Source organism: Vogesella lacus (genome assembly GCF_979366295.1).
On the sequence record NZ_CEETQT010000010.1, the window covers coordinates 202,620 to 218,355 of the forward strand.

Below are 15,736 nucleotides of genomic sequence, written 5' to 3' on the forward strand. Positions count from 1 at the left end.
CTGCCGATGTTGGCCGCAAGGCCTTGCTGGCGACAGAACTCCATGTCCGATTGCGGCGAGTCGACATACCACAAAACACTGATGATGGCCTTTTTGACAGGGACATCATCATGAGCAACTTTGTGATTCACGGCCTGCCAGCCGACCTCATTGCCGGGCTGGAGCAGCTGGATGCCGACGCTCTCGCCAGCCGCCATATCCGCCGCATGACGGCCGATAGCCAACCCGGTTATCCCTGCCGCGTCAGCTTGCAGGATGCTGCCATCAGCGAGACGGTTTATCTGCGGCCTTATCGTCATTTGTCCACACCCTCGCCTTATCGGGCATCCGGCTCGATCTTCATTCGCGCCGGGGCAAGGCCTGCCAAGCTGGAAGCCGGCGAGATTCCGCCGGTACTGCAAGCGCGGATGATCTCGGCGCGGGCTTACGATAGCCAGCACATGATGCGCAAGGCCGAGGTCTGCATGGGTAACGAGCTGGCGGCCTTGCTGGCTAGCCTGTTTGCCGACCCGGACATCGACTATGTGCAGCTGCACAATGCCCGTCCGGGCTGTTTTGCCGGCGAAGCTCGCCGCGCCTGATCCCCGGCAAAGTAAGTGACTCGGCAGTACCCGCAAACCGGCATTTGCTGACATTGACATATGCCCATGCCAATACGCCGAACGGCTTGCAAGCCTACGCGACGGCAAGGGCATGTCAGTTCGATAAAACTACCCAATGGCATCTTTTATCTTTCTACTTTCAATCACTTAGCGCTGTGCGTATAATCCCGCCCCTTCCTCGCCCTTGCCTTGCCCACTCCCGGCATTCATGCCGATATCGTGGGCTGGCAAACGGGTCGGGGGTCGAGTCCGGCGTCGCCGGAAAATAACGATGCAACTTCAGGAATTACCCATGTTTAGCCCTATGAAACGCGCAGCCCTGGCTGTTTCCCTGCTGCTTGGTGCCGCTTACAGCCATGCCTTCACCCCTGCCGTGGTTTATGACCCGTCCGGCAAGTTTGACAAGAGCTTTAACGAGGCTGCCTATACCGGCGCGGAACGTTTCAAGAAAAATACCGGCATTGCCTATCGCGAAGCACAGGTGGCCAACGATGCCCAGAAAGAGCAGGTACTGCGCAACCTGGCCCGCCGCAATGTGGATCTGGTGATTGCCATCGGCTTCTCCTTCACCCAGGCCATCCAGACCGTGGCGACCGAGTTCCCGAAGGTGAAATTCGCCATCGTCGATGACGTTGCCAAAGGCGCAAATATCCAGTCCGTGGTGTTCCGCGAACAGGAAGGCGCTTACCTCGTCGGCATGGCTGCCTCGCTGGCCAGCAAGAGCAAGAAAGTCGGCTTCATCGGCGGCATGGATGTACCGCTGATCCGCGCCTTCCAGTGCGGCTACGCCCAGGGTGCCAAGGCAGCTGACGGCAAAACCGAAATCATTGCCAATATGACCGGCACCACCCCGCAGGCTTTCAACGACCCGGCACGTGGTGGCGAGCTGGCCCGCAGCCAGTTTGACCGTGGCGTTGACGTGGTCTTCCACGCTGCCGGCGGTACCGGCATGGGCGTACTGCAGGCTGCCAAGGACAAGAACAAGCTGGGCATCGGCGTGGACTCCAACCAGAACCACCTGTTCCCGGGCTTTGTGCTGACCTCGATGATCAAGCGCGTGGACAACGCTGTTTACAAGCTGATGGACGATGCCCGCACCAACAAGTGGCAACCGGGCGTGGTGTCCATGGGCCTGAAAGAAGGCGGTCTGGACTGGGCAATTGATGCCAACAACCGCAAGCTGATCAGCAAGGACATGGAAGGCCGTGTGACGCAGGCCAAGAAAGACATCATCAGCGGCAAGGTAAAAGTAGTGGACTACCGCGCGGCCATGAGCTGCCCGGTGAAGTCGTAAACTGCAGCAGGCATTCGTGCCTGCATGAAGTCAAACGGGGTTGGCCGCATGCGGCCAACCCCGTTTTTAACAAAAACATAATATGTCAATAACAATTGACCACCCCGAGCTGAAATCAGTCAAACCACAACCCTTCCCTCCCGAATACTCCTTCTTGATGCTCGGCATCAGTCTCCTTTCGCGTCAACAACAGGGGCATACCAGCTGCCCGCCACCCTACTGCTGCAGCAATCACCAGATAAATTTATTCCTTAAAAAACCGACACATACAGTAATTGTTGTTTTTTTGCATCATTTAGTTTTTATTAAATATCTTTTGATTCAATGACTTGCGCCGATCTGCCAAGTTTATTAAATGTAGTAAAAATGAAACATATTTTCATGTATTTGTTTTTTTGCAACAAGCCGCTTATATTGCGCCGCAACAGCCAGGGCGACGCTCTGGCCAATAAGCGACACGCCGGCACAACTGGCGTGCGCACACTCTCTGACTCAAGGAATAAACATGAAAAAGCTGATCGTACTGGCCACTCTGGCCGCCCTGCCAGCCGTTGCCATGGCAGACGTGACCGTTTCCGGCAAGATCGACGTTGCTGTGACCAACCTGAAGGCTGACAGCAAGGCTTCCAAGAACGACATGTTCCGCAATGCTGGCGAGATCGTATTCTCCGGCAACGAAGATCTGGGCAATGGCCTGAAGGCTATCTGGCAAGTTGCCAACCGCATCGACCCGACTGGCGATGAAACTGCCAACAACTGGAACGGCCGTGACACCTTCATCGGTCTGGCTGGCGCCTTCGGTACCGTCAAGTTCGGTAACGTTTCCAACCCGACCAACTCCGGCTTCGGCTCCGCTGCCGAAATCTTCTCGGTTGTTGATCTGGACGGCAACGCTGCTGCTGCCGGTTCGCAGCTGGCTGGCGAGAAGCGCCTGAAACACTCCATCCGCTACGATGCCCCGGTATTCAACGGCGTGACTGTTGCCCTGTCGCACCAGCTGAAGGAAAGCGCGACGTCCGCGGCTTACAATAATTCCTTCGGTATCAAGTACGATGCCGGCATCGCCAAGTTCGAATACGCGAACTCCACCGACAAGAACGTAGGTGTGAGCCAGAACCAGCAGCAGTTCTCCGTAGCTTCCAAGTTTGACGCGCTGGGCGTGAACTTCGGCTACGCATCCACCAAGAAAGGCGCTGCCAAGACCCACGGTTACGGCCTGAGCGCAACTTACGCCATGGGCAAAGTAACGCCTAAGGTTGGTTACTGGAAAGAAGCTGACAGCAGGGATGCTACCGGCACCAAGCAGAATGATGACTTCTCCGTATTCACCGTTGGCGTGAACTACGACCTGTCCAAGCGCACCTGGACCGGTTTTGAGTTCCAGCGCACCAGCGACATGGGCGCTACCGACAACGGTACCCGTGTATTCGCGTTCTACCTGGGTCACAAGTTCTAATCAGAACTGACTGCTCGAAAAAAGGCTGCCTCGGCAGCCTTTTTTATTGACCCATCTCGCCAGAGCAAAACGGTCGTTAACCCCGTTCGCACACCACCCGATTGCGCCCCTGCGCCTTGGCTTCATACATGCACTGGTCGGCACGCTTGATCAGGCTGGCAAGACTCTCGCCCGATCTGGCCTGCGCAACACCAAAGCTGCCGCTGATACGCAACTGCTGCGCCGAATCGAGCTGGATGGTGGTTTCGAGTGCCTGGCGCATGCGCTCGGCCATCTCGCAGGCAGCATCCAGCCCTGCCTCTGGCAACACCACCACAAATTCCTCACCGCCAAAACGCACGGCCCAGCCCGGCTCGCCATCAAGCTGACTCATGATGCGGGCACCGGCGACACGCAAAACCTCGTCACCGGCAATATGACCCAGCTCGTCATTCACCGGCTTGAAATGGTCAAGGTCACAAAACAGCAGGCAGAGTGGCTGCCCACTCGCTTCGGATTGCTGCATTAACAGTGGCAAGTGCTTGCCCAGATAGGCTTTGCTGTAACAGCCCGTCAGCACATCACGCTCAAGCAGCCGGCGAATATCCTCAAGCGCGGTGGCCAGCTCGCGGGTTCTTTGCTCGACCTGTTCGTCCAGCGTATCGATATGCATGGCCAAGCCCTGCTGCAAGGTGGCAAAGCCCTCGGCAAGCAGATCAATTTCATCCCGCGCGGAAAGTCGGTGTTCACGCCGTGGCAAATCACTGAGCAGACTGTCACGCTTGAGGTTGGCCGCAAAGCCGGCCAGCTTGCGCATCGGCAATTCAAGATTATTGCGCAGCACATACGCCACCAGCAGACACACCAGCAAGGTCAGCAAGCTGGCACCCAGCAGCAGCACTGCTACCGACTGCGCAACCTGACGCAGCAGATAACGCCGGTCCGGCACCAGCTGCAGGTGGGCAATCGTCTCGTTGCCGCGCGGTGACTGCAGGGTATAGCGCTGAATTTCGCTAGCCTCCAGCTCTTCAATGTCACCAGACTGAAAATGATGACCCGTCACCACATCCAGCCGCACATAGGCGACCAGCTGGTTGGCTGCCAGTGTATCCAGCTGTTTTTGCACGGCTTCCGGTTCGATATCCCAGACAGCCAGTGCCAGCATCGGACCGGAGATATCCACCAGCTCGGTCAGCGACTGTTTGACCAGGTTTTTTTCCTGCACATAGGTCAGCGCACCTTGCGCCATACAGAACAACAGGACACAGGCGCTTGCCAGCCAGGCAATTCGCCGGATAAGGGTATGGGCTAGCGGCTGGTATTGCATCCGCTGTCGGGCATTACTCATTGCAATAATTGACGGAATCCGAAGCGGTACTGCCGCAGTTTGCGATTTTCAACCTTGCTGTATTTGCGGAAGTCCACCGCCGAAAAATCCAGCTTGCCGAAACGTGTCATGAAAACGGCAGCGCTTTGCTTGTCAAACAGGGCAAACATCGGGCGCTGCAACTCCAGCCCTTCGGTCGCAAAATCGACGCCGTGTTGATAGTCGTAAAGCATCACCAGCGCCCAGGCGCCGCAGATGAAATGCCCACCAGACAGGGCTGCCAGCCGGCCGTCTTGCAGCGCTTTCATCGCCTCATCCGAGGTGTTGATGCCACTGAAGAACACATCCCTGCCCGGCATGCGGCCAACCTTCTGCCAGGTATCCATCGCTCCAAACGCCATCAGATCGTTGCCAGCCCAGACCATGGCAGCTTTGGGATAGCGCTGCACCAGCCATTCGGACTGGGTCGCCGCCCGCTCGCGACTCCAGTTGGCAAAGATTTCCTGCGTCAACTGCACATCGCGGGCCTCGGCCACGGCCCGGCGCATGCCGTCACTGCGCGCCACCGATGAGGGCGTCGAACGGTCACCGCCGATCGCGATCAGCTGCATCTTGCCGCCTACATGCGGCGTGCCCTTGCGACGCGCCTCGGCAATCAGTGCCTTGGCCGTCTGGTAGCCAGCCTCCTCCGCCATCGGCTCCAGCGAGCCCAGCCACAAAGGATAATTGCCACGCGGCGGCCCGATCAGCTCGCCCTTGCCATCACTGCTGCGACCGCTGAAGGCCATGAAAGTCTTGATACCGGCACCATTCAGCAGCTTGAGCATTTCGGGTGCCGTGCCATAGTCATTGCTGAAAATCACATAATCAGGCCGCTGCCCGGCCGGGCGCTGGGTAATCTTGCGGGCAATATCGAGTGCATTCAGATGGTTACGCTCGGCATACAGCATTTCCAGTTTGATACCCAGATCATCCGCCGCTGCCTGCATGGCATTGGCCGAGGTCAGCCAGTAAACTTCATCCTTCTTGCCGGGGTTGATGAAAGCCACAGACATCGCCCAGGCCGGCACCATCAACAGGCACAAGCACAGGCCGTAAAGCAGTTTTTTCATATCACCCTCCGCGCATGGCCTGGCCAGCCGCCATTGCCTTCATTATATCGAGCCTCGAGTCTTTAGCCGGTCACCTGCACTGGCTCACCCGTCGCATAAAACTGCCCGCCAGCCACATAGTGCAGGCTGCGCCACGCCTCGCCACCCTGCTCGAACTGCCAATGGCCATCACGAAACGCCCGACTGTCGGCCCAGGCCGCCACGATTTCGGCAATGAACAGATCGTACTGCTGCTGATTGTGCGGCTCCGGCATTAGCCGGCATTGCAACCATGCCGAACAACCGGCTACCAGCGGCACCGCAGCCCCCGGCAAGGTAAACAACTCGGTGCCTGCCGCTTGCAGTTTGTCCGGATGCTCGTCACGACCATGATTGCCAAGGTAATGCACCATCCCGGCCTGCTGCACTGTCGGTATCTGCACCGCCAGCATGCCGCTCTGCTCGACCAGCACGCGGGTACGCGTCTGTTTGTCGAGCACCAGCGTCAGTTTGGGCGGTGAAAAATCCAGCGCACACACCCACGCTGCCGCCATGACATTAGCCATGCCCTCATGACAGGCCGACACCAGGACAGTCGGGCCGTGATTGAGCAGACGATAGGATTTTTCAAGCGGAACCGGCTGAATGAATTCGATTGACATAGCAACCCACTGTCAGACAACAGTAAAGGATGCCGCAGTAATCGCCGCTTGGCAAATGAAGCCACAAGACAAAAAGCCGCCACGCGAGGTCAAGCTGGCGTGGCGGCTTATCGAATTTTCAGGCCCTTGAGCCCGAGAGTCTGGCTTCAAGACTTAAGAACAACCCTCTGGCGTGCAGAAAGTGGCGGCCGGCTGCGCATCAGCGTCCACTGCCGGTAGGGATTGCTGCAGCCACTCGGCAAAGGCTTGCGGCTTGCCCAACCAGGGCGACAGATCCAGACGGTGATACTCGCCCCCGGTCTGCAACAGCAAGGACGGAAAGCCGCGCAAACCAAACTGCGCCATCTGGCGACGGGTATCCGCCAGGTAGTCTTCAAAACCGGCCGCCTGCGCCTGCATCGCCGCGGCAAACCCGGCAGCATCCGCGCCCAAACCGACCGCCAGTGACTGCAAGGTAACCAACTCGGCAATCTTGCGACCCTCAGCGTAATGCGCATGCTGGATCGCATGCAGCATGGTCAAACCACCCAGGCCCATCTCCTCGGCCGCCAGAATCGCCAGCGTCGGCGGCGTACTGTCGAATACCGCCTGCTCGTCACACAGCAGACCATTGAAATAGGCATCGCCAAATGGCTGGCCGGTCAGGGCATGAATCCGCGCATCATGCGGCATCACATAATTGCGCAGCGCCGGTGTTACCGGCTGGCTGGCCGCCCCGCTCATCATGCCGCCGCCGTGCAGTTGCAGCTGCAAACCCGGCAGAGCGGCGGCTGCGGCCAACAAGGGCGCGGCGGCGTAACACCAGCCACACAGCGGATCAAAGTAGTAATGCAGCGTCGTGTTTACCATTTCATTTCACCTTTATTCACTTTGGCACCGATATCGAGCGCGATGCCCAGGCCAGCTTCCGGATAAGCACGCTGCATCGCGGCAATCAGCTCGGCACCATTCTTGGCGCTGGCAGCTTCACGATCAAAGCGCAGCAAATAGTTACGTGTGTATTCGATATTGCCGGCATCCAGCGCCGTACCGGCTTGCATATGCCCCGGCACCACCATCGCTGGCTGCAGCGCCTGCATCTCATCCAGCTGCTTCAGCCAGGCTTTGCGCTCGGCAGCCTGCTGGGTATCCGCCGTCCAGACATGCAGCTTGCCAAACACCGCCACATTACCGGCGATCGCGCGGATGGATGGCACCCAGACATAGGGACGATGCGCAAGCACGCCGCCATTGCCACGAATCTCGACTTTTTCGCCGTCGACCATCAACACCTCGGTCTTGAGTGCCTGTGGCAACACCGGGCTTTGCGGTGCGTTCAAGCCCATCTTGGGTGACCAGAACGCCAGCTTACCCGGCAGCTTGGTGCGAATCTTCTCGGCGACAACAGGGGTGGCAACCACCTCGGCCTGCGGGAAGATCCCCTTCAGCACTTCGGCGCCAAAGTAGTAATCCGGGTCGGCATTGCTGATCAGAATCGTCTTGAGGGTTTTGCCGCTATCCAGCACCTTGGCCGCAATGCGATAGGCATCGGCACGGGTAAAACCGCTATCGATGACCATCGCTTCGCTGCTGCCGCTAATCACCACCGCATTGGCGTGAAAACTGTTGGCATCAGCATTATAAACGTTCAGGGTCAGCGGGCCGGCGGCAGTGGCAAAACCGGCAGTCAGGGCAAGAGAGGTGGCAAGCAGGGTGTGGCGCAACATGATGAATGTCCTTGGTGCTGTCGCGGCCAACGTGGCGGCGAATCAGGGATGGACCAGACTATAATTTCTCTTATCGCGCAGATAAATCACCTAATATGCGCATATTAGTTTCTTTATTCGAGCAAATCATGGACAGACTGACTGCCATGCGCGTGTTTGTCGATATCGCCGCCAGCGGCAGCTTTACCGCCAGCGCCGAGCGGCTGGACATGTCTCGCGCCATGGTGACGCGGCATATTGCCGAGCTGGAGCAATGGCTGGGCGCGCGGTTGTTGCAGCGCACCACCCGCAGCGTGACACTGACCGATGCCGGCGAGCAGGCGCTGCGCCGCTGCCAGCAAATGCTGCAGCTGATGGAGGACACCGAAAACGAAATCGCCCCGCCTGACGGCATTCTGCGCGGCCAACTGCGGCTGACCTGCAGCATGTCGTTCGGCCACGCCCATCTCGCCGCCGCCATCAGCGACTTCCTTGCCTTGCATCCGCAACTGAAGATTGATCTGAATGCCGGCGATGCCGCGCTGAATCTGGTCGAGGCACGTATCGATCTGGCCATCCGCATCAGCAACGAGCCCGACCCGAGCTTGATTGCGCGGCCACTGGCGGCGTGTGATTCGGTACTGGTGGCCAGTCCCGGCTATCTGCAACGCAAAGGTTGGCCGCAACATCCCGACGAGCTGCGCACACACGACTGTCTCGGCTATGCCAACTTTGGCCGCAGCAGCTGGCACTTCAGCCGCCACGACCAACAGCTGACAGTCAATGTCGCCACCCGCTTTACCGCCAACGAGGCCACCGTGTTACTGCATGCTGCGCTGGCCAATGGCGGCATCGCCCTGCAGCCCAGCTATCTGGCGGCACCGTATCTGGCGAGTGGCCAGTTGCTGACGGTGCTGCCAGACTGGCAAGTGCCGCAAATGACGATTTATGCGCTTTACACCTCGCGCCGCCATCAATCTGCCGCGGTGCGTGCCTTGCTGGATTTTCTGCTGGCACGTTTTGCCGAGCCGGCCTGGCAATATCCACTTTCGATACACAAGGAAAACTCATGAGTGATACCGCCGATTTCTGGAATAGCCGCTTCGCCGTCAGCGAATTCATCTATGGCGACAAGGAAAATGACTTCCTGCGCGAACAGGCTGGCAGACTGCCGCCAGCCAGCCGCGTGCTGAGCCTCGGTGAAGGCGAAGGCCGCAATGCGCTGTTTCTGGCCAGACAAGGCCATCAGCTGACCGCCGTCGATGCCTCGCATGCCGGCCTGGCCAAGCTGCTCGCCCGCGCTGCTGCGGCCAACGTCGACATCACCGCCGTACTGGCCGACCTCACACGCTATCAGCCGGCGGAAAACCAGTTTGATGCGGTGGTATCCATCTTCTGCCACCTGCCCTCGCCGCTGCGCCGCGAAGTGATGCGCAAGACAATCGCCGCACTCAAGCCCGGCGGCCTGCTATTGATGGAAGGCTACACGCCGCGCCAGCTGGCCTATGGCACCGGCGGGCCGAAAGACACCGATATGCTGCTGGAGCCGGTCATCATCCGCGAGGAGCTGGATGGCCTGTCGCTGCTGCATTTCGAAGAAAAAGTCCGTGATGTCAGTGAAGGCAGCTATCACACCGGACAAGCCAGCGTGTTGCAGGTAGTTGGCCGCAAGAACTAGCACATCGCCTGTCCTGATCAGATACCGGCCAGCGGCGGTGCGATGAGCAGTGTCGCCGCCCGGCATCACCCGAATATTTGATAGTAGCGCTTTAAGCTGGGAGATTCCCGTTTCAATTTCTATACTGATATGGCTTTCCAACCGCCTAACCGAGGATTCCCATGTCGATCAGCAACCGGATCAAGCTGCTATCAGCCACGCTCATTGCCCTGCTTGCCCTTGTCGCCCTGACCGGCGCATGGTCGATGCGTCAGATCGGCGGCCAACTGCATGACATCGCCAGCAATGACATTCCACTAAGCAATATCCTGGCAGATCTGGAAAACGGCCAGTCTCAGCAAGAGCTGATATTGGAGCGGATGCTGCGCACAGCCAAGATCAGCAATGCCGAAGAGAATCTGCATGCGCTTGAAAACAGTCTGGCGCAAAGCAACCAGCAGACCGAAGCCTTGCTGGCCAAAGCCCAGAGCATTGCGACCAGCATGCAGGACAGCGGTCATGATGCCAGCAGCACGCAAGAAGCCAGCCTGATGCTGTCGCAGCTGCAAGCCGTCTCCGCGAATCTGAAAAGCTACCGTAGCCAGTTGGATGGTCTGATCAGCCTCATCAATAGCGGCAAGCATGAGGAGGCCGAAAAGCAGGCACCACAAATTGAAAAACAAGCCAAAGCCATTGAGCAGTCGCTAGCCAGTGCACACCAGTCCATTGAGAAGTTTACAGAGACCTCCAGCCAGGAGGCGGAACAATCCGAACAGCAAGGCATACGCTTGCTGCTGGGAGCCTTCATTATCGGCACCCTGTTTGGCGCACTGCTGGCCTGGCGCATCGGCCGCGCCATCGCCCTGCCACTCTCTGCCCTGCAACACACCATGCAGCAAGCCGCCCAACACAAGGATCTGACCCTGCGCGTTGCTATCGAACGCGAGGACGAGGTCGGCAAAACCGGACAGGCATTCAATGCGCTGATGACAGATTTCAATCAGGTTATCGGCCACATCGGCATCACCGCCGAAGCACTGGCAGCCACCTCCGAACAGTTGGCCGCAGCCGCGGAAGAAGTCGCCCGCAGCTCGCAACAGCAGAGCGAGTCTGCCTCCTCCATGTCGGCCGCCGTAGAGGAAATGACTGTCAGCATCAGCCAGATTGCCGATAGCGCACGCGAAGGGCAAAATCGTGCCGATGAAAGCAATGAGGCCTCACAAAAAGGCAGCAGCGAAATTGGTAGCCTGCTCGCCAATATCGATCACATTGCCAGCACCGTCCGCTCCTCTGCCACGACCATTTCCCAGCTCGACTCCCGCTCTCGCGAGATTCAGGGCATTGTCTCAACCATTGCCCGCATTGCCGAACAAACCAATCTGCTGGCACTGAATGCCGCCATCGAAGCGGCGAGAGCCGGCGAATCCGGACGAGGCTTTGCCGTCGTCGCCGACGAAGTACGCAAGCTGGCCGAGCACTCATCCAACGCCACCCAAGAAATCACCGGCCTTGTCGGCAGCATCCAGAGCATTACGCAGCAGGCTGTCGAACAGATGGCTCAGGAGGTTGCGCAGGTTGATGCCGAAAACCAGACCGCCAACTCGGTGGGTGCCTCATTGCAAGTGATGCAGCACTGCAGCGGCAAGATGATCTATGCCATGCGAGATGTATCGGCCGCACTGAAAGAACAAAGCCAGGCCAGCACCGACATTGCCAAGCATGTCGAGCATATTGCGCAAATGTCTGAGCAAAGCAATGTCGCCATTCAGCAGACTGCCACTGCAGCAGCCACGCTGGCTGACAATGCCTGCCAGTTGCAACTGATGGTAGCCAGATTCCGCGTCGCCTGAGTCATAACAAATCTCAGGCTGCAACTTGCTGACAGCAGGGCCATATGCGGCACGGCCATGCGGATCGCTATCGTGCAGCAACAACCCGAATCTGAGGGACGGACTGCGCTATGTTGGCCGCAGCAACATGGCGCCGTCCGACTTCCCTCAACAAGACGACCTGTCCACCCCCTCACTACCCGCAACACAACATTCAACAACTGGTGCGTCTGTTGATGAGATCATGCAGTCACGGCGCGCTCAGCGACTGACAATCACATAGTATTTCTGCACCGGCTCCAGCACCTCAAAGACGCCGCGAAAACCGGCCGGAATCACTGCCGCCTCGCCGGCAGAAAACACCTGCGCCTCGCCATTCTCATCATGCAGACAAACCTTGCCGCGAATCACGCAGAAGTACTCTTCCTTGCCTGCAGCAAATGCAATACGCCACACGCCGACTTCGCACGACCACAAACCGACCGAGACCAAACCATCGGAGCTCTCGTATACCGGCCAAGTCAAGCGCTGCGGATTGCCCGACAATAGTCGCTCTACTGCCGGAAAATCGATACCGGGCTTTATCTCGCCCTCTTCCACACGAATGATCTTCATCAACACCTCAGTCGATATCTTTTTAAAAACAATAGCTTGATTCAAACACTCACGTTAGCGTCGCAACCAAGCCACACCATCGCTGACGCCAACCCAGCCCATCCTTGCCTTTGCATTTGAATTCGTACACAATCAAATAAAGGAGAGTTCATATCATGTCTCAACAAGGTGGCAAAAGAGAAGGTGCCGGCAGAAAGTCACGCTATGGTGGCGACAAGACGGTCGCCATGCGCGTACCGGAACCACTGAAAGATGTACTGGAGAACTGGCTCGAAGAGTACCGCAGCCTGCGCAATATCCGTGAGTCTGAAGTTTCCGACATCACCATGCTGGGCGACAGCCTCAAGAGCTTCTCGCTACCGCTCTTTGCCAGCCGCGTCCCTGCCGGCTCGCCGGTGGCCGCCGATGATCTGAAAGAGGCGGATATCGACCTGAATGAACATCTGGTCAGAAAGCCGACCGCGACATTTTTCGTCAAGGTCAAAGGTGACTCCATGCTTAATGCCGGCATTCACGATGGCGACATGCTGATCGTCGATCGCTCGCTGGAGCCGCGTAACGGCAAGATTGTCGTGGCTGTCATCAACGATGAGCTCACAGTAAAACGACTGGAGCGCTCTGCCGGCAAGATTCGCCTGCTACCGGAAAACCCTGATTTCAAACCAATCGAAGTCCCCGAAGAAGCCAGCTTCTTTATCTGGGGAGTCGTCACCAATGTCATTCACGCCGTAGATTAACGAGGAGCAATATGATGCAGAACCATCATGTCAAAATGCCGTTCAATGACTGGAAACGACTGCCCAGAGCCTTCCGCGCGGTGATCAGCGGCCAACCTCAGGTTTTGCTGACGCGAACCGGCAAAAGCTATTTCGTGCCGGTCGAGTTCGTCGGTTGAAAAAAAGGCAGCTCACGCTGCTTTTTTTTCAACCATCAGGCAAAACGTCGCATGGCATCCCACGCCAAACCCTTACCGATACTGCCATGCAAGTCGCCCTGGACTTTGCTGGCTAGCGGCACGATGCGGCCAACCTCTTCTCGCAAGAATGGCACTGCACTGGCACCACCAGTGAAGAACACCGTGTCAATCTGTGCCGCTTCGATACCGGCATCGCCGAGCACCTTGGTAACCGTATTACTGATCTTGCCAACCAGCGCACTGATCGAATCCTGAAACAACTCACGCGCGACCGGCAGCACAAATGCGCTTTCGATTTCATCCAGCTGTAGCTCGGCAAGCGGTGCAGTAGACAGCTCGATTTTGCAGGCTTCAACCTGCATCGCTACCCAATGCCCCAGTCGCTGACTGATGACGCTAAACAGCCGATCCAGCTTTGGCTTGTCCAGCGCATCAGTATAGATGCCCTGCAAATCAGACAGGTTCTTGCGGGTATACGCCAGATTGATGGTGTGCCAAGTCGCCAGATTAAAAAAACTGGACGAAGGTACTTCCGCATTATTCTTCAAGCGGCTGCGATAGCCGAATTCCGGCATCACAGTAGCCAGGCTCAAGTGCTTGTCGAAGTCTGTTCCGCCAATATGCACACCATCATTGGCCAGAATATCTTGCCTGCGATCGATACGCTGACGAGCCTCGGGCGAGAGGCGAATCACGGTGAAGTCAGAGGTACCACCGCCGATATCGACTACCAGCACCAGCTGCTCACCAGTAATCGTGCTCTCGTAGTCCATCGCCGCGGCAATAGGCTCGTACTGAAACAGGATTTCCTTGAAACCGGCTTGCTTGGCAATCGACTCCAGTGCCAATTCAGCCTGGCGATCAGCCTCGGCATTTTCATCGATAAAGAATACCGGGCGGCCAAATACGGCATGATCCAGCGTCGAACCCAATTGTGCGGAGCCGCGCTTGTGCATTTCGCCAATAAAGCTGGACAAGAGGTCCGTATACTTGATTGCTCGGCCATTCACCTCGGTCTGGCCTGCCAGCAAACTGGTACCCAGCAAACTCTTCAGGGAGCGCATCAGACGGCCTTCATAGCCATCCAGGTACTCCGCCACGGCGGCCCGGCCATAACAAACCGAGTTTTCTTCTGCATTGAAAAAGACAACCGAAGGCAGGGTTGAGTTATCACCCTCAAGTGCAAGCAGCCTGCTGCTATCCCCTGTGATTGTTGCGATTGTCGAATTGGAGGTACCAAAGTCAACGCCACAGATAGCCATCGCCACCTCCCAAAAAAAGCGGCAATTCTAGCAGAACAATCATTGCACGCATGCAATAATCACTCTATCCGCAATATGACAACACTCCCAAGGCCTGCATAGATGAGCGAAGGCACCAACATCGCGGCACTCGCCCAGCAAATGGCGACGCTGACATCACGAAGAGACGAGTACGAGCTGGCACTATCCATGCTGGCGCTATACAACAACTTCCTGAACACAGCAGCCGCCTCGCTCTTCAGCATCAAACATGATGGTACGCATTGGCTGATGAAAGAATCGGCCAACCTGCAAGGCGCCACCTCTTCAGCAGAATGGGTTCCATTACCCCCCCCGCTCGAACTCTTTTGCAATCATGCAGATCATAAGTCGCTCACTCTGGAAGATGGCATCTGGCTGCCAATTTATCGTCGCAAGCGGCTGATCAATATGGTCTACCTTGATGCCGCAGCACCAGAGCCCCATGAGTGGTTACTCATCGAGGGGCTTTTGAAAATCCAGGAAAATTTCATCCGCCTGTTGGACGAGGCAGAACGAGATACCCTCACCGGCCTGCGCAATCGGCGCACATTTGACGAGAAGCTTTTTACAGTCATCGAGCAGCGACAGCATCCGGTTGCTCTCGCACTAATCGACATTGATCACTTCAAGCATATCAACGATCACTGGGGTCACATCATCGGTGATGAAACTCTACTTCGCCTATCGCAGCAAATGGAGCAGTTCTTCCAAGGCCTTGGAACCTGTTACCGTTATGGCGGCGAAGAATTTGCCATTATTCTTCGAGCAAACCAGCCAGACTGCCTGGAAATACTGGACAAGTTTCGCCAACAGATTGCCGTTGCAAGCTTTCCGCCACCAAAACAAGTCACCATCAGCATCGGCTTTACCATGGTTATTGATCAGATGCTGCCAATCAATATTATTGAGCAGGCTGACCGAGCCCTCTATCATGCCAAAGACTCGGGCAGGAACACAGTCACCGATTTCGGCATGCTCGCCAACATGGACACAAGAATTATGACACTACCATCCGGCGACATTGAGCTGTTCTAAAAGAAATCACATCAGTACAGCAAACCAGGATCTCACTCAGGAATAAGATCAAGGCTTGTATCTGCTCTTGCGGCCAACGTTGGCCGCAAGGCGCGGTGTCAGGTCTAGTGTAGAGTGGATTTGTGGGACAGATGCCGGTCGGCATCGTTTTGGCGGGGAGATTGCCTTGCTTCACCCGGCACAAAGCACAAAGCCCGACTCATAGAGTCGGGCTTCCGTGGGGGAGTCTGGCGGTGTCCTACTTTCACACAGGCAATCTGCACTATCATCGGCGCTAAGGCGTTTCACGGTCCTGTTCGGAATGG

General features: G+C 57.1%; 16 protein-coding genes. 9 read left to right on the forward strand and 7 right to left on the reverse strand.

Going from position 1 to position 15,736, the window contains the following annotated elements; genetic code table 11:
• Positions 1–110: 110 nt before the first annotated feature.
• The 3 genes from ACZ9W6_RS14320 to ACZ9W6_RS14330 all read left to right on the forward strand — a co-directional run bounded on the left by ACZ9W6_RS14320 (position 111) and on the right by ACZ9W6_RS14330 (position 3,352).
• Positions 111–581 carry a DUF1203 domain-containing protein gene (locus tag ACZ9W6_RS14320; protein ID WP_465191844.1) on the forward strand — a complete coding sequence of 157 codons (471 nt, stop codon included), beginning with the start codon at positions 111–113 and terminating at the stop codon, positions 579–581.
• A 313-nt stretch (positions 582–894) separates the two neighbouring features.
• Positions 895–1,896 carry a BMP family lipoprotein gene (locus tag ACZ9W6_RS14325; protein WP_465191845.1) on the forward strand — a complete coding sequence of 334 codons (1,002 nt, stop codon included), beginning with the start codon at positions 895–897 and terminating at the stop codon, positions 1,894–1,896.
• 505 nt (positions 1,897–2,401) lie between these two features.
• On the forward strand, positions 2,402–3,352 hold the full coding sequence (locus tag ACZ9W6_RS14330; protein ID WP_465191846.1) for a porin: 951 nt from the start codon (positions 2,402–2,404) through the stop codon (positions 3,350–3,352).
• 76 nt (positions 3,353–3,428) lie between these two features.
• On the opposite strand, the gene ACZ9W6_RS14335 is transcribed toward ACZ9W6_RS14330, so the two are convergent.
• The 5 genes from ACZ9W6_RS14335 to ACZ9W6_RS14355 form a co-directional block, all read right to left on the reverse strand.
• Positions 3,429–4,679, reverse strand: coding sequence for a GGDEF domain-containing protein (locus ACZ9W6_RS14335; RefSeq protein WP_465191847.1), 1,251 nt, complete (start codon positions 4,677–4,679; stop codon positions 3,429–3,431).
• Entirely contained in the window at positions 4,676–5,770 is a 1,095-nt protein-coding gene (locus ACZ9W6_RS14340; protein WP_465191848.1) for an ABC transporter substrate-binding protein, read from the reverse strand. Before ACZ9W6_RS14340 ends, ACZ9W6_RS14335 begins: the two co-directional genes overlap by 4 nt.
• A gap of 62 nt (positions 5,771–5,832) precedes the next feature.
• The gene (locus ACZ9W6_RS14345; RefSeq protein ID WP_465191849.1) at positions 5,833–6,411 is read right to left on the reverse strand and encodes a flavin reductase family protein; all 579 of its coding nucleotides are present in this window, start codon (positions 6,409–6,411) and stop codon (positions 5,833–5,835) included.
• Positions 6,412–6,564: 153 nt separating this feature from the next.
• Positions 6,565–7,260 (reverse strand): DsbA family protein, encoded by a 696-nt coding sequence (locus tag ACZ9W6_RS14350; RefSeq protein WP_465191850.1) that lies wholly within the window; start codon positions 7,258–7,260, stop codon positions 6,565–6,567.
• Entirely contained in the window at positions 7,254–8,117 is an 864-nt protein-coding gene (locus tag ACZ9W6_RS14355) for an MBL fold metallo-hydrolase (protein ID WP_465191851.1), read from the reverse strand. The genes ACZ9W6_RS14350 and ACZ9W6_RS14355 overlap by 7 nt, the downstream gene beginning before the upstream one ends.
• Positions 8,118–8,245: 128 nt before the next feature.
• Here ACZ9W6_RS14355 and ACZ9W6_RS14360 point away from each other — a divergent pair, with 128 nt between their 5' ends.
• From ACZ9W6_RS14360 to ACZ9W6_RS14370, 3 genes are all read left to right on the forward strand, one after another.
• Positions 8,246–9,169 carry a LysR family transcriptional regulator gene (locus ACZ9W6_RS14360; protein ID WP_465191852.1) on the forward strand — a complete coding sequence of 308 codons (924 nt, stop codon included), beginning with the start codon at positions 8,246–8,248 and terminating at the stop codon, positions 9,167–9,169.
• On the forward strand, positions 9,166–9,774 hold the full coding sequence (locus tag ACZ9W6_RS14365; RefSeq protein WP_465191853.1) for a class I SAM-dependent methyltransferase: 609 nt from the start codon (positions 9,166–9,168) through the stop codon (positions 9,772–9,774). Before ACZ9W6_RS14360 ends, ACZ9W6_RS14365 begins: the two co-directional genes overlap by 4 nt.
• Positions 9,775–9,935: 161 nt before the next feature.
• A complete protein-coding gene (locus ACZ9W6_RS14370) occupies positions 9,936–11,603 on the forward strand; it encodes a methyl-accepting chemotaxis protein (RefSeq protein WP_465191854.1) in 1,668 nt (555 codons plus the stop codon).
• Positions 11,604–11,843: 240 nt separating this feature from the next.
• Here ACZ9W6_RS14370 and ACZ9W6_RS14375 read toward each other — a convergent pair whose 3' ends face one another.
• The gene (locus tag ACZ9W6_RS14375) at positions 11,844–12,197 is read right to left on the reverse strand and encodes a cupin domain-containing protein (protein WP_465191855.1); all 354 of its coding nucleotides are present in this window, start codon (positions 12,195–12,197) and stop codon (positions 11,844–11,846) included.
• 155 nt (positions 12,198–12,352) lie between these two features.
• Here ACZ9W6_RS14375 and ACZ9W6_RS14380 point away from each other — a divergent pair, with 155 nt between their 5' ends.
• A complete protein-coding gene (locus tag ACZ9W6_RS14380; RefSeq protein ID WP_465191856.1) occupies positions 12,353–12,934 on the forward strand; it encodes a LexA family protein in 582 nt (193 codons plus the stop codon).
• A gap of 11 nt (positions 12,935–12,945) precedes the next feature.
• Positions 12,946–13,092 (forward strand): hypothetical protein, encoded by a 147-nt coding sequence (locus ACZ9W6_RS14385; RefSeq protein WP_465191857.1) that lies wholly within the window; start codon positions 12,946–12,948, stop codon positions 13,090–13,092.
• A gap of 35 nt (positions 13,093–13,127) precedes the next feature.
• On the opposite strand, the gene ACZ9W6_RS14390 is transcribed toward ACZ9W6_RS14385, so the two are convergent.
• Positions 13,128–14,375, reverse strand: coding sequence for an Hsp70 family protein (locus tag ACZ9W6_RS14390; RefSeq protein WP_465191858.1), 1,248 nt, complete (start codon positions 14,373–14,375; stop codon positions 13,128–13,130).
• A gap of 102 nt (positions 14,376–14,477) precedes the next feature.
• On the opposite strand from ACZ9W6_RS14390, the gene ACZ9W6_RS14395 reads away from it, so the two are divergent.
• Positions 14,478–15,431, forward strand: a complete 954-nt coding sequence (locus ACZ9W6_RS14395) for a GGDEF domain-containing protein (RefSeq protein ID WP_465191859.1) — start codon at positions 14,478–14,480, stop codon at positions 15,429–15,431.
• Positions 15,432–15,736 lie beyond the last annotated feature (305 nt).

Coding starts and splice junctions, on each gene's coding strand:
- ACZ9W6_RS14320 (WP_465191844.1), top strand. CDS start 111: ATGAGCAACTTTGTGATTCACGGCCTGCCAGCCGACCTCATTGCCGGG.
- ACZ9W6_RS14325 (WP_465191845.1), top strand. CDS start 895: ATGTTTAGCCCTATGAAACGCGCAGCCCTGGCTGTTTCCCTGCTGCTT.
- ACZ9W6_RS14330 (WP_465191846.1), top strand. CDS start 2,402: ATGAAAAAGCTGATCGTACTGGCCACTCTGGCCGCCCTGCCAGCCGTT.
- ACZ9W6_RS14335 (WP_465191847.1), bottom strand. CDS start 4,679: ATGAGTAATGCCCGACAGCGGATGCAATACCAGCCGCTAGCCCATACC.
- ACZ9W6_RS14340 (WP_465191848.1), bottom strand. CDS start 5,770: ATGAAAAAACTGCTTTACGGCCTGTGCTTGTGCCTGTTGATGGTGCCG.
- ACZ9W6_RS14345 (WP_465191849.1), bottom strand. CDS start 6,411: ATGTCAATCGAATTCATTCAGCCGGTTCCGCTTGAAAAATCCTATCGT.
- ACZ9W6_RS14350 (WP_465191850.1), bottom strand. CDS start 7,260: ATGGTAAACACGACGCTGCATTACTACTTTGATCCGCTGTGTGGCTGG.
- ACZ9W6_RS14355 (WP_465191851.1), bottom strand. CDS start 8,117: ATGTTGCGCCACACCCTGCTTGCCACCTCTCTTGCCCTGACTGCCGGT.
- ACZ9W6_RS14360 (WP_465191852.1), top strand. CDS start 8,246: ATGGACAGACTGACTGCCATGCGCGTGTTTGTCGATATCGCCGCCAGC.
- ACZ9W6_RS14365 (WP_465191853.1), top strand. CDS start 9,166: ATGAGTGATACCGCCGATTTCTGGAATAGCCGCTTCGCCGTCAGCGAA.
- ACZ9W6_RS14370 (WP_465191854.1), top strand. CDS start 9,936: ATGTCGATCAGCAACCGGATCAAGCTGCTATCAGCCACGCTCATTGCC.
- ACZ9W6_RS14375 (WP_465191855.1), bottom strand. CDS start 12,197: ATGAAGATCATTCGTGTGGAAGAGGGCGAGATAAAGCCCGGTATCGAT.
- ACZ9W6_RS14380 (WP_465191856.1), top strand. CDS start 12,353: ATGTCTCAACAAGGTGGCAAAAGAGAAGGTGCCGGCAGAAAGTCACGC.
- ACZ9W6_RS14385 (WP_465191857.1), top strand. CDS start 12,946: ATGATGCAGAACCATCATGTCAAAATGCCGTTCAATGACTGGAAACGA.
- ACZ9W6_RS14390 (WP_465191858.1), bottom strand. CDS start 14,375: ATGGCTATCTGTGGCGTTGACTTTGGTACCTCCAATTCGACAATCGCA.
- ACZ9W6_RS14395 (WP_465191859.1), top strand. CDS start 14,478: ATGAGCGAAGGCACCAACATCGCGGCACTCGCCCAGCAAATGGCGACG.